This is a genomic window from Streptomyces sp. C (assembly GCF_000158895.1).
Classification (GTDB): Bacteria; Actinomycetota; Actinomycetes; order Streptomycetales; family Streptomycetaceae; genus Streptomyces; species Streptomyces racemochromogenes.
This window is the reverse complement of record NZ_GG657750.1, coordinates 4,409,820-4,433,930: the sequence shown is the minus strand read 5'-3', so window position 1 is coordinate 4,433,930 and position 24,111 is coordinate 4,409,820. Positions and strand designations below refer to the sequence as shown.

Here is a 24,111-nt window from a genome sequence, read left to right as displayed (position 1 = left end):
TTTCTGACGGACCGTTAGATTCTATGACCAGTCAGATCCCTTCACACAAGCCCTGAGCAAGCCCCGAGCCCTAGGAGCTGATGGCCGGTGACCCTCCCTCCCGAGTTCCACGAGATCGCCAAGCGGATCAACAACTGGGGCCGCTGGGGCGCCGACGACGAGATCGGCACGCTGAACCTGATCACCGACGAGGTGGTGCGCGCCGCCGCGGCCGAGATCCGCACCGGCCGCCGCATCCCGCTCGCCCTCCCCCTCAAGGAGGACGGCGTCCAGGCGGGCCTCATCCCGGGCCGGGTCAACCCCCTGCACACGATGGTCCAGATCAACCAGGAGCTCTTCGGCCCGGGCACGGTGGCGTGCTCCGACGACGCCGTGACGATGGGCCTCCAGTCGGCCACCCACTGGGACGCCCTGACGCACGTCTCGCACTCGGGCCGCATCTACAACGGCCGCCCGGCGTCGACGATCACCGCGCACGGGCGGGCGGAGTTCAGCGGCATCGACAAGGCCCGGCACATCGTCTCGCGCGGGGTCCTACTGGACGTGGCCCGTGCCAAGGGCCTGGACCGGCTCCCGGGGGACCACGCGGTCACCCCGGGGGACCTGGCGGAGGCGGAGGAGTTCGGCCGCGTCACGGTCCGCGCGGGTGACGTCGTACTCGTCCGCACGGGCCAGATCCAGGCCTACCTGGCGGGCGACAAGCACGGTTACGGCTTCCCGTCCCCCGGCCTCTCCGTCCACACCCCGGAGTGGTTCCACGCGCGGGACGTGGCGGCCGTCGCGAACGACACCCTCACGTTCGAGATCTTCCCGCCGGAAATCGAGAACCTGTGGCTTCCGGTGCACGCGCTGGACCTGGTCGAGATGGGCATGCACCAGGGCCAGAACTGGAACCTGGAGGAACTGTCCACAGCCTGTGCGGAAGCCGGCCGCCACTCCTTCCTCCTGTCGGCGATGCCGGAACCCTTCGTCGGCGGCACGGGCACCCCGGTCGCCCCGGTGGCGGTGCTCTAAGCTTCCCCTTCCCCTCCCCCCGTCCCGGACGATCGACGGATCCAGGGGGGCTCCAGCACGGCACCTCAATCCTGATGGCTGAGGTACTCCTCCAGACCCACCTGGGCGATCCTGTCGAGGACGACAGGGCTCGCCGAGGTGGCGAGGGCACCGCCGACCGCGCAGAGAACGGCCGCCGTCTGGAGGTCCTCCCGCGCGACACCGCTGAACGCGCCCGAGCCGCCGACGACCGCGTAGGCGCCGAGGATCGCTCCGAGCATCACCTGCTCCCGGGGCGCGCCGTTCCCGGCCTGCGCGACACCGTCCACGACCCCCACGATCGCCATCGCGAGGGCACTGGCGTCGGCCCGTCGGCTGATCCTGGCCGACTGCTCGGCGACGTCCCCGTCCTCGAACACGCGGCGGCCCAGCTCGCGCAGATCCTCCACGTCCTCGTGGGTGAGGCCGGCGAGGGTCAGCCGGAGGAGGTGGTAGTGGAGCCTCCGCTGCGCCACGTCATCGAAGATCCGCTCCCTCCCGGACCGGAACAGTTCCCCTGCACGACGCGACAGCTCCTCGGCCTGAGCCCTGTCCATTTCGCCGCCCATTCCCAAGCTGTCCAGGGCCGCTGGCCCCTGTCGGCACCGTCTCACCCCCGGCTGCCATTACACCCGCGGACGACCCGCCTGTCCCGTCAACCTGCGCCGACCGGGCGATACGTCCGGGCGAAGGGGCCCGGGTCGAGCGATCCTCGACCAAGCGGGTTGACCTCAAGTCGACTTGGGGTCCTACGGTCAGCGGCATGACCACACAGACCCAGCGCATAGCCGCCCCCGCCGACCCCGCCGCCACCGACGAGATGCTGCCCAGCCAGCCCATCGGGTACTGGAGCGGGGTCGCCCATCGGGCCGTGATCGGGCACATCCGGGACGCGATGGCCCGGGTCGACGTCACCCAGCCCCAGTGGTGGACGCTCAACCGCGTCCAGCGGGCCGACGGGCCGCTCCCCCGCGAGACCGTCCTCGCGGACCTGGCGGAGTCGGCGGACACCCCGCACGACGTCCCGCGCGCGGTCGACCAGCTGATTCACCGCGGCTGGCTGGACAGCTACGGCAACGCCGAGCTGCTGACCGTCAGCGACACCGGCCGCGAGGCCATCGAGCGGATCCGGGAACTGGTCACCGCCCTCCGGACGGAGATCCACGAGGGCATCACCGACGAGGAGTACGTAGCCGCACTGCGGGTCCTCCGCCGAATGGCCGACAACGTCAGGGCCGCGGCGCGCTAGGCGTCGACGCCGCCCGCGCACGAGGCCGCACGCTCCGCCGCCGTGCCCCCGGTAGCCGGCGCCTCCGGGGAGCCCGTACCGTCCGGCGCGGCAAGCAGCTCCGCGCTCTCGCACTCCGCTCGCTCCGGAGGCTCACTACGGCGCAGCGGCGAGCCTCCGGGCGGTGGCTCCGAAGTTCGTGTGGCAGGCACGCTCCATCGACCACCTCTCCCTCCAGCCGGCCCCGCCCCACGCCGCGCCGCGCCGCGCCGCGCTGACGGCCAACCGTTCCACCCTCATCGCGCCACGCCGCCACCACCGCAACGGACGGTAACGAAGAACCCCGCCCGGCCAGCGAGAACGATGCATGGACCACGCACCAGTTCGGTAACCCCCGAGGCTCCTGAGGCACGCGCATAGCCGAGGTATCGCGACAAGAGCCGCAACCCGGCCGATTCACCCCTTTCAGGCCCTGCCATGCCTTCGGAACGATGAGTCCCGCGACTCAGCGGCCGCCGTCACGAGCGGCGACCGCACGGCTGCCGAAGCAGAAGAAGGGGAACACCCATGTCACCGCGCAAGATCCTCGCGACGATGACCGCCACCGCGGCCCTGATAGCGGGCCCGGTCCTGACCGCCGAAGCCTCGACGACGACCGCCTTCTCACAGCAGACCCGCGCCGCCGGCCTCACGGCCGCGCAGGCGTCCGAACTCCAGCAGCAGGTCGACGCGGTCATGGCGTCCGACCCGGCGGCCCGCCAGGTCTCCGCGAACAAGCTGTCCACCGCCGGCGGCAGCGTGGTCCTGCGGGCCCCGGGCCAGACCGAGACCCGCGACCTGGCCGCTCCGGACACGGCGCTGGCGTGTAACAACGGCCACCTGTGCATCGTGGACGGCAACGGCAACAACTACGACTACTACCGCTGCGGCTACTACGACTTCAACGGCATCGGCAACGGCACGTTCAACAACAACCAGACCTCCGGCACCCGCGCCCGCTTCTACAACAGCGACGGCAGCGAGCGCTGGTCGCACGTGGCGAAGGGCAGCGGCACCGCCTCCTGGACCCCCGTCTACCACATCCGCCCCTGCTGAGACGCGCTGCTCCGACGAGGCCGCCCGATCCCGCCCGCGGGGCCGGGCGGCCTCACCCCGTTCCCTCCGCCGCCGCCGCGAAGCCGAACCACACCACCTTGACGCAGTCCCCCTGCGCGACGGCCGCCCAGTCGTCGGCGGTGGCGGCGACGAGCGCGAGCCCCCGCCCGTGGGTGGCCATCACCCCGCGCGTTCCCTGATCGGGCCACCGCTCGGGCGCGCAGTCGTACACGTAGACGGTGACCCGCTCCGCGAGCAGGGCCACCTCGACGGCGATCTCGGGGGAGTCGGTGTGCCGGTGCGCATTGGTCACCACCTCGGACACGCACAGCCGAGCCCGCTCCCCCACCTCCGCACCCGGCACTCCGCAACACGGCCACGACCCAGTCCCGGGCGACCTTGACGGCCTCGGCCCTGCTGGGCGCGACCATCCGGTAGGTGAGCCCCTCCGCCGGTCCGGCGCTGATGCTCATGACACTCCTCCCATGCGGTACGAGTTGGCGCTCCCCGCCGTCCGGCATGCCGTGGCCATGGCCGCCCCCAGGTGACGCGCGCCAAGGCGCGCGCCGGCGACTGCACTTCGGTCTTCGTTGCCGTGCGACGCGGTGCGCGCACAGACTGTAGCGATTTCGTCATACGGTTGCTACGTAATCCGTAAAACAGAAGCGACGGGTGGACCCTGCTCCCGGCCACAGGCCAAGATGAGAGCCGACAGGAGGGGACGCCGATGCCGCCAAGGAAGGCTCCGACCGCCCGACAGCGCCGACTGGGCAGCGAGCTTCGCAAGATCCGGGAACACGCGGGCATCTCGATGACCGAGGCCGCATCCCAACTGAGCACCGACCGAACCAACATGAGCAACGTCGAGAGCGGCCGCTTCGGCGTCAGCAGCGACCGCGTGCGCACTTGGGCGCGGCACTACGGCTGCCCCGACACGGCTTATGTAGACGCCCTCGCCGCCATGGCCGAGGAACGCGGCCGGGGTTGGTGGGACGACTACCGCGACGACCTCCCGGCGAGCCTGCTCGACCTGTGCGAGCTGGAGCACCACGCCGTCGCCCTCCGCAGCGTGCAGATCATGCACATGCCGGGGCTGCTACAGACCGAGGATTACGCCCGCGCCGTCTTCGAGGAAGCCGTCCCAGCCCTCCACCCTCAGGACCTGCGGCGCTACCTCTCCCTCCGGATGCGCCGCCGGGACGTCCTCGACCGCAAGGACGCACCGGCGTTCACCTTCCTGATCCACGAGGCCGCCCTGCGGATGCGGTTCGGCGGCCGCAGGGTCACGTCCAACCAGCTCGACTACCTGCTGAAGCAGTCGGAGCGGGACAATCTGACCGTCCGCGTCATCACCTTCGAAGCCGGCGGCTTCCCCAACGCCGGGGGCCCGACGCTCTACGCCCACGGTCCGGTTCCGCAGCTGGACACCGTCCAGACCGACATCCCGACCGGCAGCGTGCTGCTCGACGCCGAGACGCCGCTCGCCAACTACCGGGCCGTGCTGGACCGTACCGAGGAGCGGGCGCTCGACCCCGAACGGTCTCGCGATTTCATCCGCGAGATGGCGCAACAACTGTGAAGGCGTGAGAACAGTGGAAATTCAGTGGCGCAAATCCTCCAGGTCCGCGGACACGGGGAACTGCCTGGAAGTGGCGGTGCAGGATGGCGAGATCCTCATCCGCGAGAGCGATGACCCCGGCGTCGTGATCAGGACGTCCCGGGCGAAGCTCAGGGCGTTCATCGACGGGGCCTCCGCAGGCGAGTTCGACGACCTCGCCTGAGCTCCACCACCGTCGCCGGCCCCCCGCCCTCATGGCGGGGGGCCGACGGCATATTCCGTATCACCCGTTAGACGTCAAACGGTTGACACGCCTCCCAGCCCGACGCTAACGTCGAAGCGTGCCGCCGGGCTCGCCCCTGGCTGCCGCAACTCCCTCTCACGCTGCGCCCGTTCGAGGGAGTGACCCGTCGCCCCCTCCCACCGCCCGTCACGGCCGGAGGGGGCGACCCTCAGCAACGGCAGGAGAGCCGTACATGCCCGCGCGACCCCTTCCCCTGGACCACACGGTGGCCATCCGCACCGGATACTGGTTCGAGGCCCTCTGCTACCGCGACGCCCGCGACCGGCCTCCCGAACTCCTCGACCGCGCCATGCTGGACACCCCCGAAGAGGCCGTCCGCCGCATCCGCCTCCAGATCCGCACCGCACACCCCTTCGCCCTCTCCCCCACGGAAGTGCACCGCGCCCTCACCTGGGCCGACGGCGGCGGCCGCATCCACACCCTCGCCGCCCTCCACCGCGGCGAAACCGCCGGCTTCAGCATCGTCCTGCGCGGCGGCCTCCGCCCCGAATGGCGCGTCCGCCCGGTCGACTACCTCTCCCTCACCCCAACCCCCACGGGAACCATTCGCATTTGTGTTCGCGTCACTTGACGAGTAGACAGGAACGCTCGCGAACACAGCTCGACTTCGGGGGGACGGGGTAACCGTGGCCGACCACGTACCGATCAATCCGTGCACGATCCCGCAGTTCACGGGTGACCTGGACGCGTTGGAGCAGGACCACGCGGCGATCACGGCGGCCGCGGGCACCTTCCGCACCGCCGGCGCGAACGTCGACTCCGAGTTCCAGGGCCTGTCCGCCTTCTACGCCGCTCCCGAGGCGGCGCAGCTGTTCGCCACCACCAAGCCGGTGAAAACGGACAGCGACTTCTTCGCCGACCAGCTCGAATCGGCGGCCAAGGCCCTCGGTGAGTACGTCACCGAGGCCCGCCCGATCGTGGCGCGGCTGAAGGCGCTCCAGGCGAAGGCGACGACGTTCACGAACAAGATCGCCGGGGATGAGCACTGGAAGGACGACGGGAAGAAGATCGATGAGAACAACGATCTGATCCACGACGTCAACGCGGCCGCGGAGGCCTTCTGGGCGGCTGAACGCACCTGCGCGAACAAGATCCGGGCCCTGTACTGCGCCCCGCCGCTGACCGTCAACGACGGCTCGAACGGCGCGAACATGTACGGCTACAAGGCCGATGACCTGAACAAGGTCCAGGACCTGCCGTGGGGTTCGCAGCTGGAGGAGACCCACCGGGCGTGGGAGGTCGGCTACTGGGTCAAGTCCTTCGTGTGGGACGGGATCATCGTCGACGGCATCTGGGGCACCATCCGGGGCCTTGGCACCCTGGTCGGCGTCGACGGCTGGGACAAGGCCGGCCAGGCCTGGACCGGTCTCGCCAAACTCGCCACCGGCCTGGCCATCACCACCATCCCCGGCGTCGGCACGGCCTTCTGGATGGCGGACGACAAGCAGCTCCCGGGCTGGCTGAAGGACTCCCGCACGGCGATGAAGGAGACCGGCAAGGCCCTGGTCGCGTGGGACGAGTGGGGCAAGAACCCGGCGCGCGCGGCGGGTGCGGTCACCTTCAACGTCCTGACCACCGTGTTCACCGGCGGCGCCGGCACCGCGGCCAAGGCGGGCGGGATCGCGAAGGTCCTCTCGGTGGCCGGGAAGGCCGGCAAGATCATCGACCCGATCACCTACATCGGCAAGGCCGGCTCCCTGGCGAAGCTGAAGATCGGTGACCTGTTCGCGAACCTCGGCAAGGTCGACGGGGCGTTCCCGAAGCTCGACGACGTCGTCTGGAAGGACCTCCCGAAGGCCGACGCGCCGGGGGTGAAGTTCCCGCACCCGGACGACACGGTCCAGCTCACCGACGACGCGCTCGGCCGTCCGCAGTACTTCGACAAGGTCACCAACCAGCTCCTGGACCACAAGGGCCTGCCCAAGCAGGACCTCACCTCGGTCCCCAAGGGCGTCGACCACCCCCTGGCCGAGGTCCCCAAGCGGCAGGAGGTCCCGGTCGGCGTCGGCGCCCACACCGCGGACGTCACCTCCCACACCCCCGGCGGGGCCACGACCCACACCCCGGGCGGGGCGGCCACCCACACCCCCGGCGGCACCGCCGACAACCTGCCGCACAACAGCCACACCGAACCCGGCGGCAACGGCGGCACGGGCGGCCACGGCAACACCGACACCACCCCCACCGGCGGCGGCCACGGCGACGGCCCCTCCACGGGCGGCCACGGCGACGGCCCCTCCACGGGCGGCGGCGGCCACGGCGACGGCCCGACCGTCCCGCACCAGGGCGGCGGTGTCCCCGACCACGGCGGACGGCCCGAGCTGCCTCCGCACCGGGAGAACGCCCACAAGTACACGGATGCCGAAAAGCGGCAGATCATGGAGTACCAGGTCCACCGGGCGAACGACCCGACGGACGGCTACTTCAAGAAGTACTACAACAAGCTCGGCTACCGCCTCCGTGCCGACGTGCCCGACCACACCGGCCTCGTTCCGCCGCAGCTCGTGGAGACCGCCCCCGACGTCTGGGTACCGAAGTCGGACATCCCGCCGCCGGTTCCGCCGGACTACCTGGGCAAGGCGGACTCGGTCAGCCACAAGGACGTCACTGTCACCCAGGAGATGCGAGACTCGCTCAACCAGGCCGCGAAGGAGCGTCACGACGCCATCACCGCCGACAAGGGCCCTCATGACGCCTACGGCGAGGCCAAGAAGGCGCACAAGCTCCACAACACGGCCGAAACCCAGGCTGCCCTGGACGCCGCCAAGGCGGAGCACGCTCCGTTCCACGAGGCCCTTTCCAAGAAGAGCGAGGCGTACGGCGAGGCCATAGCCAGGGAACACGCGATACCGAAGGAGTTCCCCGGGGCCAAGGAAGAGAAGCTACACGGCCCCGACAATGGCAACGACCAGTTCGACCAGGTGTACAAGCACGGCGACCGGTACGTCGTGGTCGAGGCGAAGAGCCACGTCACCACGGACTTGGGCGAACGCCGGATCGGCGGTAAGCGTGTCTCGCAGGGAACCCGCGAGTACTTCGAGGACATCCTCAAGCAAATGAAGAAGCGCGGAAAAGACATCCAAAGCGAGAAAGACCTGTATAAAGCCCTCAAGGCAGCGTTGAACGCGGATCCCCCACGGATCGACTACGTCGTCGTCAAGGGAGCCGATAACACAGGAACTTACGCCGGATACACTATTCGCCGTTTCGACCTCACCAAATGACAGGAGAAGCGATGACCGTCTTCGTGGCCGGCCATGCGGAGCCGAGGCCGGACAGCGCGGCCTGGGTCGATGAACTCACCGAGGACCTGATCGAGGACCTCGACGCCCTCTCTTCGTCGCCCCGGAATCTCAGGTCGGCATGGAAGGACGGCACCTTCAACGTCAACGCCCGGTTCGGGGTGGACCCGCAGGCCGCGGAGCTGGGCACGTGGGAGGCCGTGGTCGATGCTGCGCAGCTGGGCTGCGCGCTATTCCGCACGGCGGGTATGACCGAGGGAACGACCGAGGTGCGCATCCACCACGAGATGCGCACCCTGCCGGCGGCGGGGCCCTCATGGGACGCGAGCGCTGAGGACTGGATCCAGGCGTTCTGGTACGCGATCATCACGCGCGACCAGCCGAAGATGACCGAGCTGTGCGAGCTCCCGATCGACGTCCTGCGCGCCTCGGGCGCCGACCACGACGACTACCTCTACCACTGGGTCGCCACCCTCCAGGCCTACTGGCTCAAGCGCCCCGAACTGGTACCGGAACTGACGCTGACGTTCCAGCGCTCCCACCCCAACGTCGCCGTCATCGCCGGACGCGACTACATCCAGCAGGTCGCCTACCCGCCGATCAACCTCTTCTACAAGTTCCTCCAGAAGGACGAAGAGGGTTTCCACACCACGCTCTTGGAATCCCTCGAACTCCACAAGCAGTACTGGACGGCCACCCCGGAACGCGCCGACGACATCGACGGCCTCGTACCGATCGGCATCCTCGCCGTCACCTGCCTCGCCTACGACGGCGGCATCCCCGTCAACGTCGAGTCCCCGTACCTGCCCGAGCACCTGCTCAAGCGCTCCTGGCTCGGAGAGTTCGAGGTCTGAGGCGCGATGACCGTTACCGTGGCCGGCCATTCGGAACCGCGGCCGACCAGCGCGGCCTGGGTCGACCGGCTCACCAACAACCTGATCAAGGACCTCGACGCCCTCTCTCCCTCTTCGCCACCCCGAAGGCTCGGGTCGGCCTGGCGCGACGCCACGTTCAACGTCGCGGCACGGTTCGGTGTGGACCCGCAGGCCGCCGAGCTGGGCACGTGGGAAGCCGTGGTCGCGGCTGCCCAGCTGGGCTCGGCCCTCTTCCGCACGGCGGGGATGACCGAGGGCACGACCGAGGTACTCATCCACCACGAGATGCGCACCCTGCCGGCGGCGGGGCCCTCCTGGGACGCGAACGCGGAGACATGGACCGAGGCGTTCTGGTACGCGGTCATCACCCGCGACCAGCCGAAGATGACCGAGCTCTGCCAGCTCCCGATCGACGTCCTGCGCGCCTCGGGCGCCGACCACGACGACTACCTCTACCACTGGGTCGCCACCCTCCAGGCCTACTGGCTGGGGCGCCCCGAACTGGTCCCGGAGCTGACGCTGACCTTCCAGCGCTCCCACCCCCACGTCGCGGTCATCGCATACGCGGACTACATCCAGCAGGTCGCCTACCCCCCGATCAACCTCTTCCACAAGTTCCTCCGCAAGGACGAAGAGGGCTTCCACCAGGCCCTCGTCGAGGCCCTGGAACTCCACAAGCAGTACTGGACCGCCACCCCCGAACGCGCCGACGACATCGACGGCCTCGTACCGATCGGCATCCTCGCCGTCACCTGCCTCGCCCACGACGCCGGCATCCCCGTCAACGTCGAGTCCCCCTACCTCCCCGAGCACCTCCTCAAGCGCTCCTGGCTCGGAAAGCCCGAGGTCTGAGGCCTGATGCCCATGGTCCCCCCGGACGCTGTCCAGGAATGGCACGACGACTCCCACAAGAACGCCTGCGGCATCGCCGACATGCTCGGGGTACCCCCCGAAACGTACGAGGCCGACCCGACCACCCTCATCCTGGCCCTCCAGGACTACGTGCACAGCGCCCCGCTCGACGAGTTCGAGGAGTCGGACTGGATCACCCTCCACTGCGACCTGGCCTCGTACCTCGCGGACGTGATGATCCGGCGCCACGGCGCCGCCTGGCACGTCGCCGACGACCCCGACACGCCGCGCGGGTACCGCTACGTACTCGAAGCCCACGGCCAGAATGGCAGCACCCACCGGCTCGACCCCTTCGCCGTGGTCGCCGCCCAGTTCCGCGAGCCGCCCATCGACATCGTCGGGATGCTCTCCACCGCCCTGCACGATCTGCACCTCTGCGCCGAGTGCGCACACGACGGACAGGAAACGACCGGGTGACCGACACACCGATGCTCGCCGCCGTCATGGCCGAACTGTCCGGCCTCGAAGACCCGAAGATCCGCGCCGTGAACGAGCGCCAGGGCGACGACCACGCCGTGAACCTCACCAAGCTGCGCGCCCTCGCCAAGCGCCTCAAGACGCAGCAGGACCTCGCCCGGGAGCTCTGGGCCACCGGCGACAGCGCCGCCCGCCTCCTCGCGCTGCTGATCTGCCGCCCGAAGGCGTACGACCGGGCAGAGCTCGACACCATGCTGCGCGAGGCCCGCACGCCCAAGGTGCACGACTGGCTCGTCGGCAACGTCGTCAAGAAGAGCCCGCACGCCGAGGAGCTGCGCCGGGCCTGGTTCGCCGACCCGGACCCGGTGGTCGCGAGCGCCGGCTGGGCGCTGACGACGGACCGGGTGGCGAAAAGGCCGGAGGGACTCGACCTCCCGGGCCTCCTGGACCTCATCGAAACGCACATGAAGGACGCCCCGGACCGCCTCCAGTGGGCGATGAACCACTGCCTCGCACAGATCGGCATCGAGCACCCCGAACACCGCGCCCGCGCGATCGCCATCGGGGAGCGCCTGGAGGTCCTGAAGGACTACCCGACCTCCCCGGGCTGCACCTCCCCGTACGCCCCGGTCTGGATCGGAGAAATGGTCCGCCGGGCCTCGTCAGCGGCCCCCTAGCGAGTCCAGCATCCGTACGAGCGGCCGCCGCAACGCCACCGCGACGGGGCTGGAGTCCGTACGCGCGTACTCGGCGACGGCCGTACGGGCCGCAGCGATCCCCGCCGCCGGATCGGCACCCCCCAGCACATCCTCGACGACCCGCACCACGAGGTCCGCGAGCTCCGCCAACGGCGCCCGCGCCCGCGCCAGGTCGCCCGCCAGCTCCTCCCGGCCCGCGAACGCGGCGACCTCCCCGGCCAGCACCACCACCTCCCCGGCGGCCCGGTCGACGGCGGCGATCCCGCGCGCCCGCACCCGTACGCCCTCACGGTGCCGCCACCGCACCGGGTTGAACCGCATCGCCCGTTCGGCCTCCCGCGCCCGGACGGCGTCCCCGTGCACGGCTTCGGCATGGGCGGTCACGAGGCTGAGGTTGTCCCGCGCGGCCCCCTGCCCCCCACCCAGCACGGCGGCGGTCCCGCCCAGGGACCGGGCCACCCGCACCCGGCAGTCCTCGGCGATCCCGGCCAGCGTCCGGTACGGGTCGGGCGGCCACAACAGGGGCGCGAGCAGTACGGTCACCACCGCACCGGCGGCCGTCTCCCACACCCGGTGCCAGGCGTACGCGTCCGGCGAGGTACTGGCGAACACCAGCAGCGAGGACGCCGCCACCTGGATGTTCAGCCCGCCCGAGGCCCGCAGGAACATCCCGACCCCGAGCCCCAGCGCCACCACCACCGCCAGCGCGGCGGTCGAGGGCCGCAACAGGTTCACCACCGCGATCCCGATCAGCACCCCGGCCACCACCCCCAGCGACCGCTGCACGGAAGCCCCGAGCGCGGTCACCGGATCCCCGCGCAACGCCACGAGCGGCACGACGGCGGCGTACACGGGCGGCTGATCGGCCCCGAGCCAGACCGCCACCTGCCAGGCGACGACAACGGTCACCACGATCCGCGCCGCCCCGGCAACCTCCCCCCGGGGCACCCGCCCGGCCACCCACGCCCGCACACCACCCAAAGCAGCCCCTGACCCAAACCCGACCCAAGACCCCCAGCCTCCGCCACCCACCCCCGCTCCCCCGCCATTGGCCCGAATGCAGCATGTCCGGATCCGGTCAACCACCCACGCTTTCCGGCCCTAACTCCTCCCCAACCCGTTTTCGAATTCACGTTCGCAATAGTCGGCCGGTAGAAAGAGCCCCATACGTAGATCGATCTGCCGGGGGGCGGGACAGCAGTGGCAGACCACATACCGATCAATCCGTGCACGATCCCTCAGTTCACCGGCGACCTGGACGCGTTGGAGCAGGACCGCACGGCCATCGCAGCGGCCGCGTCCACCCTCCGCGACACCGGCGCGAACGTCGACAACACCTTCCAGGGCCTGGCCGCCTTCTATTCCGCACCCGAAGCAGCCCAGCTCTTCGCCACCACCAACCGGGTGCAGACGGAAAGCGACTACTTCGCCGACCAGCTCGAAACAGCCGCCCAGGCACTCGGCGAGTTCGTCGTCGAAGCACGCCCCATCGTCGCCCGCCTGAAGCAACTCCAATCCCAGGCAACGGCCTTCACCAACAAAATCAACGGCGACGCCCACTGGAAGGACGATGGGAAGAAGGTCGACGAGAACAACGACCTGATCCACGACGTCAACGCCGCGGCCGAGGCCTTCTGGGCAGCCGAACGCACCTGCGCCAGCAAGATCCGCGCCCTGAGCGGCCTGCCCGCACTCACCGTCGACGACGGCACTCACGCCGACGGCATGTACGGCTACCGGGCCGCCGACCTCAACAAGGTCCAGGACCTCCCCTGGGGCTCACAGCTCGCTCAATCCCACCGCTGGTACGACATCGGCCACTGGACCAAGTCCTTCCTCTGGGACGGCCTCGTCATGGACGGCATCGTCGGCACCGTCCGCGGCCTGGGCACCCTCGTCAGCGCCGACGGCTCCGCCGCCGCCGGCCAGGCCTGGACCGGCCTCGCCAAACTCGCCACCGGCATCGCCCTCACCACCAACCCCGGCACGGCCTTCGTCCTCTGGAACACCGACGCCAAGGCCATGCCGGCCTGGTTCCGCGACTCACGCAACACCATGAAGGAAACCGGCAAAGCCCTCGTCGCCTGGGACGAATGGGGCAAGAACCCCGCCCGCGCCGCAGGCGGCGTCACCTTCAACGTCCTCACCACCGTCTTCTCCGGCGGCGTCGGCACCGGAACCAAAACCGGCGCCATCGCCAAGACCATCAGCGTCGCCGGCAAAGCCGGACGCCTCATCGACCCCATGACCTACGTCGGCCAAGCCGCAGGCAAAGCCGCCTCCCTCACCTTCACCAAACTCAAGATCGGCGAACTCCTCGCCAACATCGGCAAGGTCGACGGAGCCTTCCCCAAGGTCAACGACGTCGTCTGGAACGACCTCCCCAAGGCCGACGCCCACCGGCGTCACCTTCCCCCACCCCACGAGACGGCCCGCCTCCACGACGACACCCTCGGCCGCCCCCAGTACTCGACAAGGTCACCTACACTCCTCGACCACAACGCCCGCTCCAAGCACGACCTCACCGCCATCCCCAAGGGCCCGGGACCACCCCCTCGCCGAAGTCCCCACCCGCCAGGAAGCCACAGTCGGCGCCCACGCCCACACCCCGGGCGGCACCGCGGACAACATGCCGCACAACAGCCACACCGAACCAGGAGGTGCCGGCACGGGAGGCCACGGCGCCACCGACACCGACCCGACCGGCGGCGGCAGCCACACGGACACCCCCTCCACCGGCAGCCACGCCGACGGCCCTGGCGCGGGCGGGGGCCACAGCGACAACCCGACCGTCCCGCACCAGGACGGCGGCGGCACCATGTCGGCCGACCCTGGTGGCCTGAACGCTCCGTCGCATGCTCTCTCACCCGATGAACGAGTCGCCCTGGATTCCCACCTGGGCGATGTGGAACGGAGGTACTCCGACGACTTCGACGAGTTGAAGCATGACCCGGACCACAAAGGTCAGGTTGCACCGTCCGAGATGGATGAGGCTCGCCTGGCTCTCGACCTCCGGGAGAGGGGGTTGCTCCCGGCCGACATTCAGCGCCCGCCTGGGGCCAACCAAGGTGACCTCTACTCCCCCAGTTCGGGGATGTTCTATGACATCAAGGGCGTACACTCCGACTGGCCACCGTTCAACACGCAGCTCGATAAATCCATGCCTTTCAAGAACGCGTACGACCCTGACAACAATCAAGTCTGGGTGAATACGCTGATCAAACAGATCGTGAAGAGGCGACGCACAGTCATCCTCGACACCAGAAATGCCAATCAAGCAGCAATTGACGACCTGAAGGCGATCGTCGAGCAACACGGGTGGAGTGATCGAGTTGTCTGGTATCCGTGATGAGGGCCGAATCGTACGCGTTTGGCCGGAAGATACGGAAGCGGCCGCAGCGCTGCGCAGTTGGGCTGCGCACGAGTTCGTCACGCTCGATGCAGCGGGGCTGGACCTGTCCGGCGTTGACCTGTCCCAGGCGAGTCTGGCGAACGCCCTCCTCACCGAGACGGCCCTCCGGGGAGCTCGCCTCGCCGGAGTGGACCTCTATCGATCACACCTCGAGGGAGCCGATCTCGGCGAGGCGGACCTTTCGGGGGCGTCCCTGGTGAAATCGGTGCTCGATCACGCGTCGCTGCGCCGAGCGGTGCTGAGCGGCGCCGACCTCGGGAGCGTCGAAATGTACAACGTCGATGCCTGCGCTGCTTCCTTTCGTGCGGCCAGCCTTCACGGTGCGTCCCTCACTGACGTCGATCTGCGAGGTGCCGATCTGACCGACGCGTCGGTGTGGGAAACCTTCCTGGAGGTTTCCCTCGACGACCAGACCGTGGTCGCAGGCCTCTCGGGCACGATCTTCGGTCCCGCGACAGTGGTGCGGGCCGATGGGCGACACGAGCTGGACGGGTCCGAACTGGAGTCGTGGCTCAACAGCCGCGGTGCGAAGGTCAGGGTCATTGCGTCTTGAACAGGGGCGGCCCGCGGCGGATGCCACCGTCGAGGTCGGGGAGTTCGGGGAGCTCGCGCTACTCGCCCTGGAGTGAGACCCCGGCCCGCGCGGCGTACGCCGTCAGGTCCGTCGACGCCGCGGCGCCCGCCCACCCCACGTAGCCGTCCGGGCGGATGAGGAACACGCCGTCGCCGTACGCCTCGTACGCGGGGATGCGGAGCGTACGGGCCCCCGGGAGGGTCGCCTCCGGGGTGGTGCCGACCGTCAGGAGGGTCCAGTGCGGGCCCCGGAGGGCGGCGAAGAGGCGGATGCCGCCGCGTACGCCGTCCGGGGCGCGGTCGCCGGCGTGGAGGGCGTCCGCCGGGAGGGCGGGGCGGGTTTCCGCCGCCAGGGAGGAGTCCCGGTAGCCCAGGCCGAGCTGGCGGGTGGCCGCTCCCCGGCTGGCCTCGCCGCGGTGGATGCGGGTCGACAGGCCCAGCATCTCGGCGGCGACCGGCAGGCGTTCCTCCTCGTACGTGGCCAGGAGGGCGGAGGGGGCCGTCCCGCGCAGGACCGCGGCCAGCTTCCAGCCCAGGTTGTACGCGTCCTGCACGCTGGTGTTGAGCCCCTGCCCGCCGGCCGGCGAGTGGACGTGCGCCGCGTCGCCGACGAGGAAGACACGCCCCTCCCGGAACCGGTCGGCCATCGCCGCGCGCGGCCGGAAGTCCGACGCCCAGCGGACTTCCTTCACCGCCTCCGCGGGAAGGTGCGTGCGGGCCGCGATCAGGGTGCGGAGGGCCGGGAGGGAGAGGTCGACCGGGCCGTCCGACTGGGGGAGCGCGGCCGTGACCTGGAAGTCCTCCGTACCGGCCAGCGGGCAGATCGCGAGGAAGCCGTCCGCGCCGTCGGCCGGCGGGAAGACGTGCCAGTTGTCGCGGTCGAGGCCGGCGATGCGTACGTCGGCCACCAGCATCGGGGTCGGGTCGACGGTCTCCCCCGTCATGCCGATGCCGAGCGCGCGCCGCACCGTGGAGCGCCCGCCGTCGGCGGCGACCGCGTACCGCGCCCGGACCGGCGGGCCCGCGGCGAACTCGGCCGTCACCCCGTCCGCGTCCTGCGTGATGCCGACCAGCTCCCGGCCGAAGGCGACCTCGCCGCCCAGTTCGGCGAGGCGGGCGAGGAGGATCTCCTGGGTGCGCCACTGCGGCACCATCCAGGGCTCCGCGTAGGGGGTGGCCTCGTCGGCCGTACCGGTCTCGTCGGGGTCGAGGATGGCGTGCTCGCCGACCCGCTTCCCGTCCTGCCAGATCATCCCGACCGGGTAGGGGCCGCCCGCCGCGCGGACCGCGTCGTACACGCCGAGGTCGTCGAAGACCTCCAGCGTGCGCGGCTGGATGCCCTTGCCGCGCGAGCCGGGGAAGAGGCCGGGGGAGCGTTCCACGACCGTCGCCCGCACCCCGGGCCGGGCGAGGTCCACGGCGAGGGCGAGGCCGGCCGGGCCCGCGCCGACGATCAGTACGTCGATCAGTACGTCCGTGTTCATTGCGTCCGTGTTCATTGCGTCCGTGTTCATCCCACTTCTCCTTAACGGTGTTAAGTAGCTGGCTCCACGAGAGTGCACTTAACGCTGTTAAACTGTCAAGCGTGGCTACCCGCAGATCCCCCAAGCTGGACAAGAAGCAGGCCGTCGAGACCTCCCTCCGCCTGCTGAACGACCTCGGCCTCGACGGGCTCAGCCTGCGCGCCATCGCCAAGGAGCTCGACGTCCAGGCACCCGCCCTGTACTGGCACTTCAAGAACAAGCAGGAGCTCCTCGACGAGATGGCGACGGAGATGTACCGCCGCATGACCGCCGACGCCGCCCTCCCCCCGGACCTCCCCTGGCAGGACCGCCTCCTCGCCGCCAACCGCGCCCTGCGCGCCGCCCTGCTCCGCTACCGCGACGGCGCCAAGGTCTTCAGCGGCTCCCGCTTCACCGGCACCGAGCACGCCGCCCAGATGGAGGAGCACCTGAGCGCCCTCACCGCCGCCGGGTTCACGCTCCCCCAGGCCGTCCGCGCCACCACCACCGCGTACTTCTTCACCCTCGGCTTCGTCACCGAGGAACAGGGCGTCGAGCCGCTCCCCGGCGAACGACGCGAGGGCTACGACGTCGCCGAACGCGCCGAGCGCCTCGCCGGGTTCCCGCTCTCCGCCGAAGCCGGAGCCGACCTCTTCCAGGACTACGACCAGGGCTTCGAGGAAGGCCTGCGCCTGGTCGTCGCCGGCATCGAAGCCCGGTACGCCGTACCCCGCGGAGCCGCCCGATGACAGGACGCGCCTACGGCTTCCTCGTCGCCGCCCCGCCCGACCCCGCCGCCCTCGGCCCGATACTCGACGCAGTCTTCGGCCTCGGGGAGGGAGCCGTCGAGGTCGGGCCAGAGGGAGAGCCCGACGGCTGGCGGTGGGACACCCCGGTTCAGTGCGGGATCACGTGGTTCGAGCCCGGGGACATCTCCTGTCAGCTCCACCTCTACGCAGGCGAGGCCGTCCAAGACCCGCCCTCCGACGAGACCGTCGCGCGGGCCCTGGCCCGGGGCCTGGACACGGCCGTACTGATCGACCACGCGAGCCTGCCGTGGCTCTACCACGTGTTCACCCCCGGCGGCGGATCCACCATCGCCGGCGTCGAGCACCTCGACGCCGAGGACCGCCCCGCCCTCGGCGTCACCGCCACCCAGGCCGGCGTCGCCGCCTTCCCCGACGCCGTCGTGTGCGGGCTGCCCGAGGCCGTACGCACCATGCCCTTCGCGCCCCGCGGCACCGACCCGCGCCTGTGGGCCTGGGCCGACCTGGTCGGCCGCATGGAAGCCGGGGGATGGCCGCCACTGCGCTGGTACGGGGCCGACATGTACGCGGAGGACCTCGACGCCCGCGACGCGCTGCGCGGCAGCGACCTGGAGGGCGATCCCCGCCTCGAAGCCCTCGACGCCCGCTTCCGGGCCGTCACCGTGGACGACGCCGGCCACGAGCTCGGCTCCGACCCGGCGACCGCGCCCTGGTACCGGCTGCGGCGGCCCGCCGTACTGCCGTGGCGGGTGCTGCTGCCCGCCGACCCGGAGGCCGCGGACTGGCTGTGGAAGTGGGTCGAGGAGGGCGCCGAGGGCAAACCCGGCGGGACCGACATGACCGACCTCGACCTCAGCGGCGCCGACCTGGCCCGGGCCGACTTCTCCTCCTCCCTGTTCATCGGCACCGGGCTGGCCGGCGCCCGCCTGGTCGGCACCTGCTTCCACCGCACCTGGATGCAGCGCGCCGACCTGTCCGGCGCCGACGCCACCGGCGCCTGCTTCGTACGCGCCGGACTCGACGAAGCCGACCTGCGCGGCACCGTCCTCGACGGCGCCGACCTCGTACGCGCCGAGCTGTCCGGCGCCGACGCGCGCGGCGCGAGCCTGCGCGGCGCCCGCATCCTGGGCGCGGACCTCCACCACACCGACCTGCGCGGGGCCGACCTCAGCGGCGCGGTGCTCCGGGAGAACGGCTTCAAGGTGGTGCTGGACGACCACACCCGCGTCGCGGGCCTGGCCGGCACCGTCTTCGGCCCGGCGGAACACGTCGCGGCCGACGGCACCCGCACCGCCCTCGCCGGCACCGCCCTGGAGGACTGGATCCGGGCGCGCGGAGGCGACGTACGGGTCATCGCACCGCGCGGCCGGCCCTGACCTGACTCAGCGCAGCAGCACCGGCAGGGTGCGCAGTCCCCGGTGGCGCGGGTTGCGCCACCACAGCGGGCGGGCGCCGGGCGCGGCCGAGCGCAGCGCCGGGTAGCGGGCGAGGAGCGCCCCGAAGGCGATCTCGGCCTGCAGCCGGGCCAGGGGTGCTCCGAGGCAGTGGTGGATGCCGTGCCCGAAGGCGAGGTGGCCGGCGGTGGGGCGGGAGGAGTCGAAGCGGTCGGGGTCGGCGAAGACGGCCGGGTCCCGGTTGGCCGACAGCACGGAGACCTGCACGAACTCCCCGGCGGGGACGGTGGTGCCGCCGATGGTCACGGGCTGGGTGGTGTAGCGCATGGTGGCGATGGAGAACGGGCTCTCGTGGCGCAGCACCTCCTCGATGAACGGGCCCGTCCGGGCGGCCGGGTCGGCGCGCAGCGCGGCCAGTTCGCGGGGGTGGGTGAGGAGGGCGTGGACGCCGTTGGAGATGAGGTTGGCGGTGGTCTGGTGGCCGGCCGCCACCAGCAGGAACCCCATCGAGGTGATCTCCTGCTCGCTGAGCCGGTCGTCCTCGTCGCGGGCCGCGATGAGCGCGGTCAGCAGGTCGTCGCCGGGGCGGGCGCGCTTGTGGTCGATGAGTGCGCGGATGTGCCCCACCAGTGCCTCGGCGGTGTCGACGGAGACCTCCCCGTCGCCCTCCTCGCCGCTGAGGGTGGCGGCCCAGGCCCTGAGGATGCCGTCGGCGCCCTCGCTCGCACCGAGCAGGTCGAACACCACGGCGAGCGGCAGCGGCACGGCGAAGTCCCGCACCAAATCCACCGCGGGCCCGCGCCCCTCCATCTCGTCCAGCAGCCTCCTCACGTGCCCCTCGACCACCGGACGCAGGGCGGCCACCCGCCGTGCCGTGAACGCCTGCTGGACGAGGCGGCGCAGCCGGGTGTGGGCCGGCGGGTCGGAGTTGAGCATGTGCGCGGTCAGCGCCCGCCCCGGCCCGGGGCCCTCCTCGGAACCGTCGCGGCGGTCGAAGACCTCGGTCGCGGCGTTCTTGCTGAGCCGGGGGTCGGCGAGCGCGGCCCGGCAGTCGGCGTGCCCGGTGACCACCCACCCCTCCAGCGGCGCCTCCCCGAGGATCCGCACCCGGTGCGCCCCGCCCGCGAGCTCCCGCCAGCGCCGGTAGTCGGGGTGCGGGTCGTCGAAGAAGGCCACCGGCACCTCCTCAACGCCCGGCTCCTCAACGCCCACGCCGCACCGCCGCCCCCTTGACCAGGCGTACGTCCTCCACCCCGAGCAGCCCGACCAGCGGCACCTTCGCCCTGCGCTGCGCGGGGTCGACCTCCAGCCCGGCGCCCCGGACGAGGTCCAGCAGCAGCTCGGCGAGCGGCATCACCATGTGCCGGCCCCAGCAGCGCTCGGAGGAGTGCCCGAAGGGGAGGTATCCGGGGGCGGTGTCGGGGTCGAGGTGGTCCCACCGCCCGGGCCGGAACGCGTCGGGGTCCTCCCACAGCGCGGGGTCCCGGTGGGACAGCAGGGGCAGTACGAGTACGTCGTCCCGGTCGCCGATGCGCGCGTCGACGGCGCCGTACTCGGGGGAGGCGTAGCGCAGGATGTTCCAGGAGGGCGGCAGCAGCCGGGCGGCCTCGTGGAGGATGCTGCGGTTCGAGGTGCCCTCCTCGAAGGGGGAGCCGAGCCAGAGGGCGTTCGCGACGAGGGTGGACACGGTGAAGCAGACGGGCGCGGCGGCCCTCCGGTAGATGCCCATCGCGTAACGCCGGTCGTGATAACCCCGGGCGTCGGCGAACAGCCGCGCAATTCCACTGGACTCCGCACTTCGCCTACCCCTCCGGGGAATGGCGGCACCGGCGGCGATCACCGACCAGGTGAGTTTCGGGGTCAGTTCCAGATTCCGGCTCATGAGAATGCGGAGCCGTCGCGGATCGCTCCCGAGAATGAGATCCCGCAGGAACAGGTGCCCGGTGAGCGGCCAGCTCCCGGCGAGGTCGACGCTCCTCACCAACGGCCGCTCCAGCGCCTCCCGTACGTCCTTCCCGATGACGCGCATGACGGCCGCGGCCTCGTTGCGCTCGATGGAACGGCCGTGCAGCGGCTTGAAGGTGGGGCGCTCGGTCTCGGTGGCGCGGCGCGCGGCGAGGATCCGGTCGGCCAGCTCGTGGCCTGCGACGCCCATGGTGTCGGGCTCCAGCCGGAAGGCGTCCTGGCCGGTGTGCTCACTCAGCAGGGCGGCCAGCCGGGGCGCGAACTGCGTGGTCCGCGTGGCCGGCGGGGAGGCGATGGACATGCGGAACTCCGATGTTTCCGTGGTATCCGTGGTATCCGTCGGGCAGTCAGGCCGTCGGTCGGCACCTCGGCTGCGCCGCCCCGGCCGCCGGGCGGCCGGGGCGGCTGTGCCGGTCTAGTACCAGAAGTACCAGGCGCTCTTCTTGAGGCTCTTCTGACCGGAAACAGCGTTACGGATGGCAAAAAGCATCTTCATCGCCGTACCCCCTCTCCCAATCCATGGCTTGTGGCCGAATCAAAGGATCACGGACCGCCGCCGGAGGCGTACCGACGACGGCCCGCTGAGAATGCGCCGCCACCGTAAGCACCCCCCGGACCCCAAAACAACGCCCCCTTGCCCTTTATGTACGCTCCTACCAACCCCACCCCCCAATTCCAGCCGCCCACCCCCGACTTCCCGCCGATCTCCCCCCACAACGAAACCCAGCCCGGCCCCACCCCCTCCGCCCCGCGCGCTACGGCAGGCGGACGGCCCCCGAGGCGTTCGGGGTGATCGGCTTCGGGGCGGGGTCCTCGTAGAAGCGGAGGGTGCCGAGGGGGGCCTCGGGGGTGGTGAGGTGGGGGGTCAGGGCATCCAGGAACTGCTCCGCGTCCGGGAGGTTCTCGGTGTGGATCTCCTGGCGGGCCGTGAGGGTCCAGCCGGTCGGGGTGCGGGTGAGGGCCGCGGTGCACTCGCCGCCCACGCGGTACGCCGGGCCGCGTTCCGCCAGGACCTTGAAGGGCGGGGGTACGTACTCGTCACCGTCGGAGTCGGAGTCGGAGTCGGCGTCCTCCGCGTACGGCTCCATGTGGTCGCGGATCAGGGCGAGGACCGGCTCCGGGGTGGAGGCGGCGAGCGTCAGGGCGAGTTCGAGGGCGTAGAGGTCGGCCATGCGGCCGAGCCTACGCAGCGGCGGTGACAGCGGCGGAACCTGCGGGTGGCGGCGTGCGGTCGTGCACGCCCCGAGCGCGGCACGGCAGCCGCCACCCCACGACCCGCACTCGTCAAGGCACAGGACCCTTGGCGTCCCCTCGCGACGAATCGCTCAACACCAGGGTGATCAACAGGTGACGAACCGTCAACACCTCGTTAGAGGTACACGCGCGGTTCCCGCATAAGCCCACAATTTTTCGGAGCCTGCTCTGGAGCCTCCGCCGTCCCGCCCGCCGCGCGGTCTACCTCGCACCAGATGCGCTTGCCCGCGCCCTCGCGCTGCCAGCCCCAGCGGTCCGCGAGGCCGTCCACCAGCTCCAGGCCGCGCCCGCCGGTGTCCTCCCCACCGGCCTGCCGCCTGGCCGGGGCGCGGTCGCTGGCGTCGGCCACCTCGACCCGTACCCCCGGCCCCCCGAACAGCATCCGCAGCACGGCCGGACAGCCCGTGTGCACGACCGCGTTCGTGACCAGCTCGGAGATCAGCAGGATCAGCGTCTCGGCGAGCGGTTCGTCGTCCCCCATCCCCGAGCCGGCCAGCCGGGACCGCGCCCACCGGCGCGCCCGGCCGACCTCGGCGGGGTCGGGTCCTACCTCAAGCTGTACCTGAAGCACCTGCACCGCTCACACCATCCGAACCGGCGGACACTTCGCCTCGCGACAGGATGGGATCACCGAGTGTGATCCCCGTGCCGAGCAGCATGGTTGACATACAGTCACCACAACAAGCGCTTCGGGCATATTCCAGCGCGAAGGAGTAGGCGTGGTGCATACTGTGCGACGCTCGCGCCGCTCAACCGCTCGCATCGTGGGAGCGTATCGCGGCGCGCCCCCGCCTCCGGGCCGCATCGAGGCGGGCGAAGGACACAAACCGATATCAACTCTCTGTAATCGGACATGCGTCCCGCGTCGTCCCTCCCGTGCCCTCCCGAGCGCTCCCACGCCCTCCCACACGCCCTCCCGTCACACGGTGCTATCCCGTCGACGCCTCCGCCAGCAGTGCCTCCGCGAGCCGCTCCTCCGCCCCCGCCGCCGTGTGCCACTGCTCCGCCCGCACCCAGGCCCGCTTCAGGTGCAGGTGGACGTCCGCCTCCCACGTGAAGCCCATCCCGCCGTGCACCTGGAGGCAGTCCCGCGCCCCCCGCACCGCCGCCCCGTCCGCGAGCAGCTTGGCCGCGGCGATCTCGGCGGGGTCACCGGTGACCGCCGCCGCGTAGACCGCGGTACGCGCCACCTCCGCCCGCACCAGCATCCCCGAGCAGAGGTGCTTGACGGCCTGGAAGCCCCCGACGGGCTGCCCGAACTGCTCGCGCTCCCCCGCGTACCGCACCGCCAGCTCCACCGTCCGCAGCGCGCTCCCGACCTGGAGCGCCGCCGTCAGCAGCGCCCCGGTGTCCCGGTACCCGGCCGGGAGCACGCCCGAGGCCCGCCACAGCGGCGTCAGCGGGTCCGCCGAGCGCACCGGCACCCCGGCCGGCACCTCCGGCATCCCCAGCACGGCGTCGGCCCCGCCCAGGTGGGCCACCAGCGGCCCGTCCAGGTCGAACGCGGTCACCACCGCCGAGCCCGAAGCCGCCCCCGGGACCACTCCGGCGGCCAGGTGGGTGGCCACCAGCGGCCCGGGCAGCAGCACCCGCCCGGCCTCCTCGAAGACGAGCACCGCCTCCGGCAGGCCGAGCCCCACCCCGCCCTCGGACTCCGGCAGCCGGAGGGAGAAGAACCCCGCCTCCCCCAGCTCCCGCCAGAGCGAGCGGTCCACCCCCGCACCCCGGCCGCCGCCCGCACCCCGGCCGGCGTCCGCACCCCGGGCGCCGCCCGCACCCCGCTCCACGTCGGACCGCAGCGCCTCGCGCCCGTACCGGCCCGCGAGGAGGTCCCGTACGCCCGCCCGCAGGTCCCGCTGGTCCTGCGTCAGCCGGAAGTCCAC

26 protein-coding genes are annotated in these 24,111 nt (G+C 71.2%); 17 read left to right on the top strand and 9 right to left on the bottom strand.

From position 1 onward, the window contains the following. Nucleotides 1-87 precede the first annotated feature (87 nt). Nucleotides 88-1,014: a cyclase family protein gene (locus tag SSNG_RS19935; RefSeq protein WP_007265689.1), complete on the top strand. Its 927-nt coding sequence runs from the start codon at nt 88-90 to the stop codon at nt 1,012-1,014. Nucleotides 1,015-1,079: 65 nt separating this feature from the next. Here SSNG_RS19935 and SSNG_RS19930 read toward each other — a convergent pair whose 3' ends face one another. Beyond that, nucleotides 1,080-1,589, bottom strand: coding sequence for a hypothetical protein (locus SSNG_RS19930; RefSeq protein WP_128637507.1), 510 nt, complete (start codon nt 1,587-1,589; stop codon nt 1,080-1,082). 206 nt (nt 1,590-1,795) lie between these two features. On the opposite strand from SSNG_RS19930, the gene SSNG_RS19925 reads away from it, so the two are divergent. The 3 genes from SSNG_RS19925 (at nt 1,796) to SSNG_RS19920 (ending at nt 3,355) form a co-directional block, all read left to right on the top strand. Continuing rightward, nucleotides 1,796-2,281: a MarR family winged helix-turn-helix transcriptional regulator gene (locus SSNG_RS19925; RefSeq protein ID WP_007265687.1), complete on the top strand. Its 486-nt coding sequence runs from the start codon at nt 1,796-1,798 to the stop codon at nt 2,279-2,281. Nucleotides 2,282-2,444: 163 nt separating this feature from the next. Next, nucleotides 2,445-2,594: a hypothetical protein gene (locus SSNG_RS42220; RefSeq protein WP_007265686.1), complete on the top strand. Its 150-nt coding sequence runs from the start codon at nt 2,445-2,447 to the stop codon at nt 2,592-2,594. 233 nt (nt 2,595-2,827) lie between these two features. Next, nucleotides 2,828-3,355: a hypothetical protein gene (locus SSNG_RS19920; protein WP_042801440.1), complete on the top strand. Its 528-nt coding sequence runs from the start codon at nt 2,828-2,830 to the stop codon at nt 3,353-3,355. 52 nt (nt 3,356-3,407) lie between these two features. On the opposite strand, the gene SSNG_RS19915 is transcribed toward SSNG_RS19920, so the two are convergent. Further along, complete coding sequence (locus SSNG_RS19915) at nt 3,408-3,704, bottom strand: ATP-binding protein (RefSeq protein WP_277752151.1); 297 nt, start codon at nt 3,702-3,704, stop codon at nt 3,408-3,410. A 378-nt stretch (nt 3,705-4,082) separates the two neighbouring features. Between SSNG_RS19915 and SSNG_RS19910 the strand changes: the two genes are divergently transcribed. From SSNG_RS19910 to SSNG_RS19875, 8 genes are all read left to right on the top strand, one after another. Further along, nucleotides 4,083-4,934 (top strand): Scr1 family TA system antitoxin-like transcriptional regulator, encoded by an 852-nt coding sequence (locus tag SSNG_RS19910; protein WP_007265683.1) that lies wholly within the window; start codon nt 4,083-4,085, stop codon nt 4,932-4,934. A gap of 4 nt (nt 4,935-4,938) precedes the next feature. Next, a complete protein-coding gene (locus SSNG_RS19905) occupies nt 4,939-5,136 on the top strand; it encodes a DUF397 domain-containing protein (protein ID WP_007265682.1) in 198 nt (65 codons plus the stop codon). Nucleotides 5,137-5,389: 253 nt separating this feature from the next. Next, complete coding sequence (locus tag SSNG_RS19900) at nt 5,390-5,788, top strand: hypothetical protein (RefSeq protein WP_042801434.1); 399 nt, start codon at nt 5,390-5,392, stop codon at nt 5,786-5,788. A 55-nt stretch (nt 5,789-5,843) separates the two neighbouring features. Continuing rightward, a complete protein-coding gene (locus SSNG_RS19895) occupies nt 5,844-8,441 on the top strand; it encodes a hypothetical protein (protein ID WP_042801432.1) in 2,598 nt (865 codons plus the stop codon). Between the two features lie 11 nt (nt 8,442-8,452). Then, nucleotides 8,453-9,313 carry an immunity 49 family protein gene (locus SSNG_RS19890; protein WP_042801431.1) on the top strand — a complete coding sequence of 287 codons (861 nt, stop codon included), beginning with the start codon at nt 8,453-8,455 and terminating at the stop codon, nt 9,311-9,313. A 6-nt stretch (nt 9,314-9,319) separates the two neighbouring features. Continuing rightward, the gene (locus SSNG_RS19885) at nt 9,320-10,186 is read left to right on the top strand and encodes an immunity 49 family protein (RefSeq protein WP_007265677.1); all 867 of its coding nucleotides are present in this window, start codon (nt 9,320-9,322) and stop codon (nt 10,184-10,186) included. 6 nt (nt 10,187-10,192) lie between these two features. Continuing rightward, on the top strand, nt 10,193-10,663 hold the full coding sequence (locus tag SSNG_RS19880; RefSeq protein WP_007265676.1) for a hypothetical protein: 471 nt from the start codon (nt 10,193-10,195) through the stop codon (nt 10,661-10,663). Nucleotides 10,664-10,674: 11 nt separating this feature from the next. Next, a complete protein-coding gene (locus SSNG_RS19875; protein ID WP_042803818.1) occupies nt 10,675-11,340 on the top strand; it encodes a DNA alkylation repair protein in 666 nt (221 codons plus the stop codon). On the opposite strand, the gene SSNG_RS19870 is transcribed toward SSNG_RS19875, so the two are convergent. Beyond that, the gene (locus SSNG_RS19870; RefSeq protein WP_165365012.1) at nt 11,326-12,270 is read right to left on the bottom strand and encodes an FUSC family protein; all 945 of its coding nucleotides are present in this window, start codon (nt 12,268-12,270) and stop codon (nt 11,326-11,328) included. The genes SSNG_RS19875 and SSNG_RS19870 overlap by 15 nt on opposite strands. 291 nt (nt 12,271-12,561) lie before the next feature. On the opposite strand from SSNG_RS19870, the gene SSNG_RS19865 reads away from it, so the two are divergent. The 3 genes from SSNG_RS19865 to SSNG_RS19855 are packed head-to-tail and all read left to right on the top strand — an operon-like array spanning nt 12,562 to nt 15,326. Next, nucleotides 12,562-14,235, top strand: coding sequence for a hypothetical protein (locus tag SSNG_RS19865; RefSeq protein ID WP_050779677.1), 1,674 nt, complete (start codon nt 12,562-12,564; stop codon nt 14,233-14,235). Beyond that, nucleotides 14,180-14,710, top strand: coding sequence for a hypothetical protein (locus SSNG_RS19860; protein ID WP_129593320.1), 531 nt, complete (start codon nt 14,180-14,182; stop codon nt 14,708-14,710). Before SSNG_RS19865 ends, SSNG_RS19860 begins: the two co-directional genes overlap by 56 nt. Beyond that, nucleotides 14,685-15,326, top strand: coding sequence for a pentapeptide repeat-containing protein (locus tag SSNG_RS19855; protein ID WP_007265670.1), 642 nt, complete (start codon nt 14,685-14,687; stop codon nt 15,324-15,326). The genes SSNG_RS19860 and SSNG_RS19855 overlap by 26 nt, the downstream gene beginning before the upstream one ends. Before the next feature lie 58 nt (nt 15,327-15,384). Here SSNG_RS19855 and SSNG_RS19850 read toward each other — a convergent pair whose 3' ends face one another. Continuing rightward, nucleotides 15,385-16,830, bottom strand: coding sequence for an FAD-dependent monooxygenase (locus tag SSNG_RS19850; RefSeq protein ID WP_050779676.1), 1,446 nt, complete (start codon nt 16,828-16,830; stop codon nt 15,385-15,387). Between the two features lie 101 nt (nt 16,831-16,931). Between SSNG_RS19850 and SSNG_RS19845 the strand changes: the two genes are divergently transcribed. Both SSNG_RS19845 and SSNG_RS43965 read left to right on the top strand, forming a co-directional pair. After that, nucleotides 16,932-17,597 (top strand): TetR/AcrR family transcriptional regulator C-terminal domain-containing protein, encoded by a 666-nt coding sequence (locus tag SSNG_RS19845; RefSeq protein ID WP_007265668.1) that lies wholly within the window; start codon nt 16,932-16,934, stop codon nt 17,595-17,597. After that, complete coding sequence (locus tag SSNG_RS43965; protein ID WP_007265667.1) at nt 17,594-18,991, top strand: pentapeptide repeat-containing protein; 1,398 nt, start codon at nt 17,594-17,596, stop codon at nt 18,989-18,991. Before SSNG_RS19845 ends, SSNG_RS43965 begins: the two co-directional genes overlap by 4 nt. 6 nt (nt 18,992-18,997) lie before the next feature. On the opposite strand, the gene SSNG_RS19835 is transcribed toward SSNG_RS43965, so the two are convergent. From SSNG_RS19835 to SSNG_RS19815, 5 genes are all read right to left on the bottom strand, one after another. After that, nucleotides 18,998-20,221, bottom strand: a complete 1,224-nt coding sequence (locus SSNG_RS19835; protein WP_007265666.1) for a cytochrome P450 — start codon at nt 20,219-20,221, stop codon at nt 18,998-19,000. Beyond that, nucleotides 20,211-21,275 carry a cytochrome P450 gene (locus SSNG_RS19830; protein WP_007265664.1) on the bottom strand — a complete coding sequence of 355 codons (1,065 nt, stop codon included), beginning with the start codon at nt 21,273-21,275 and terminating at the stop codon, nt 20,211-20,213. Before SSNG_RS19830 ends, SSNG_RS19835 begins: the two co-directional genes overlap by 11 nt. 454 nt (nt 21,276-21,729) lie before the next feature. Continuing rightward, nucleotides 21,730-22,146, bottom strand: a complete 417-nt coding sequence (locus tag SSNG_RS19825) for a hypothetical protein (protein WP_007265663.1) — start codon at nt 22,144-22,146, stop codon at nt 21,730-21,732. Between the two features lie 197 nt (nt 22,147-22,343). Continuing rightward, on the bottom strand, nt 22,344-22,805 hold the full coding sequence (locus SSNG_RS19820; RefSeq protein WP_007265662.1) for an ATP-binding protein: 462 nt from the start codon (nt 22,803-22,805) through the stop codon (nt 22,344-22,346). Nucleotides 22,806-23,157: 352 nt separating this feature from the next. After that, on the bottom strand, nt 23,158-24,111 hold the full coding sequence (locus tag SSNG_RS19815) for an acyl-CoA dehydrogenase family protein (protein WP_007265661.1): 954 nt from the start codon (nt 24,109-24,111) through the stop codon (nt 23,158-23,160).

Bases quoted from the DNA above. Each gene is read 5' to 3' on its own strand.
- SSNG_RS19920 (WP_042801440.1), top strand. From the start codon at position 2,828: ATGTCACCGCGCAAGATCCTCGCGACGATGACCGCCACCGCGGCCCTG.
- SSNG_RS19830 (WP_007265664.1), bottom strand. From the start codon at position 21,275: ATGTCCATCGCCTCCCCGCCGGCCACGCGGACCACGCAGTTCGCGCCC.
- SSNG_RS19825 (WP_007265663.1), bottom strand. From the start codon at position 22,146: ATGGCCGACCTCTACGCCCTCGAACTCGCCCTGACGCTCGCCGCCTCC.
- SSNG_RS19930 (WP_128637507.1), bottom strand. From the start codon at position 1,589: ATGGACAGGGCTCAGGCCGAGGAGCTGTCGCGTCGTGCAGGGGAACTG.
- SSNG_RS19850 (WP_050779676.1), bottom strand. From the start codon at position 16,830: ATGAACACGGACGTACTGATCGACGTACTGATCGTCGGCGCGGGCCCG.
- SSNG_RS19925 (WP_007265687.1), top strand. From the start codon at position 1,796: ATGACCACACAGACCCAGCGCATAGCCGCCCCCGCCGACCCCGCCGCC.
- SSNG_RS19875 (WP_042803818.1), top strand. From the start codon at position 10,675: ATGCTCGCCGCCGTCATGGCCGAACTGTCCGGCCTCGAAGACCCGAAG.
- SSNG_RS43965 (WP_007265667.1), top strand. From the start codon at position 17,594: ATGACAGGACGCGCCTACGGCTTCCTCGTCGCCGCCCCGCCCGACCCC.
- SSNG_RS19880 (WP_007265676.1), top strand. From the start codon at position 10,193: ATGCCCATGGTCCCCCCGGACGCTGTCCAGGAATGGCACGACGACTCC.
- SSNG_RS19885 (WP_007265677.1), top strand. From the start codon at position 9,320: ATGACCGTTACCGTGGCCGGCCATTCGGAACCGCGGCCGACCAGCGCG.
- SSNG_RS19910 (WP_007265683.1), top strand. From the start codon at position 4,083: ATGCCGCCAAGGAAGGCTCCGACCGCCCGACAGCGCCGACTGGGCAGC.
- SSNG_RS19900 (WP_042801434.1), top strand. From the start codon at position 5,390: ATGCCCGCGCGACCCCTTCCCCTGGACCACACGGTGGCCATCCGCACC.
- SSNG_RS19860 (WP_129593320.1), top strand. From the start codon at position 14,180: ATGTCGGCCGACCCTGGTGGCCTGAACGCTCCGTCGCATGCTCTCTCA.
- SSNG_RS19890 (WP_042801431.1), top strand. From the start codon at position 8,453: ATGACCGTCTTCGTGGCCGGCCATGCGGAGCCGAGGCCGGACAGCGCG.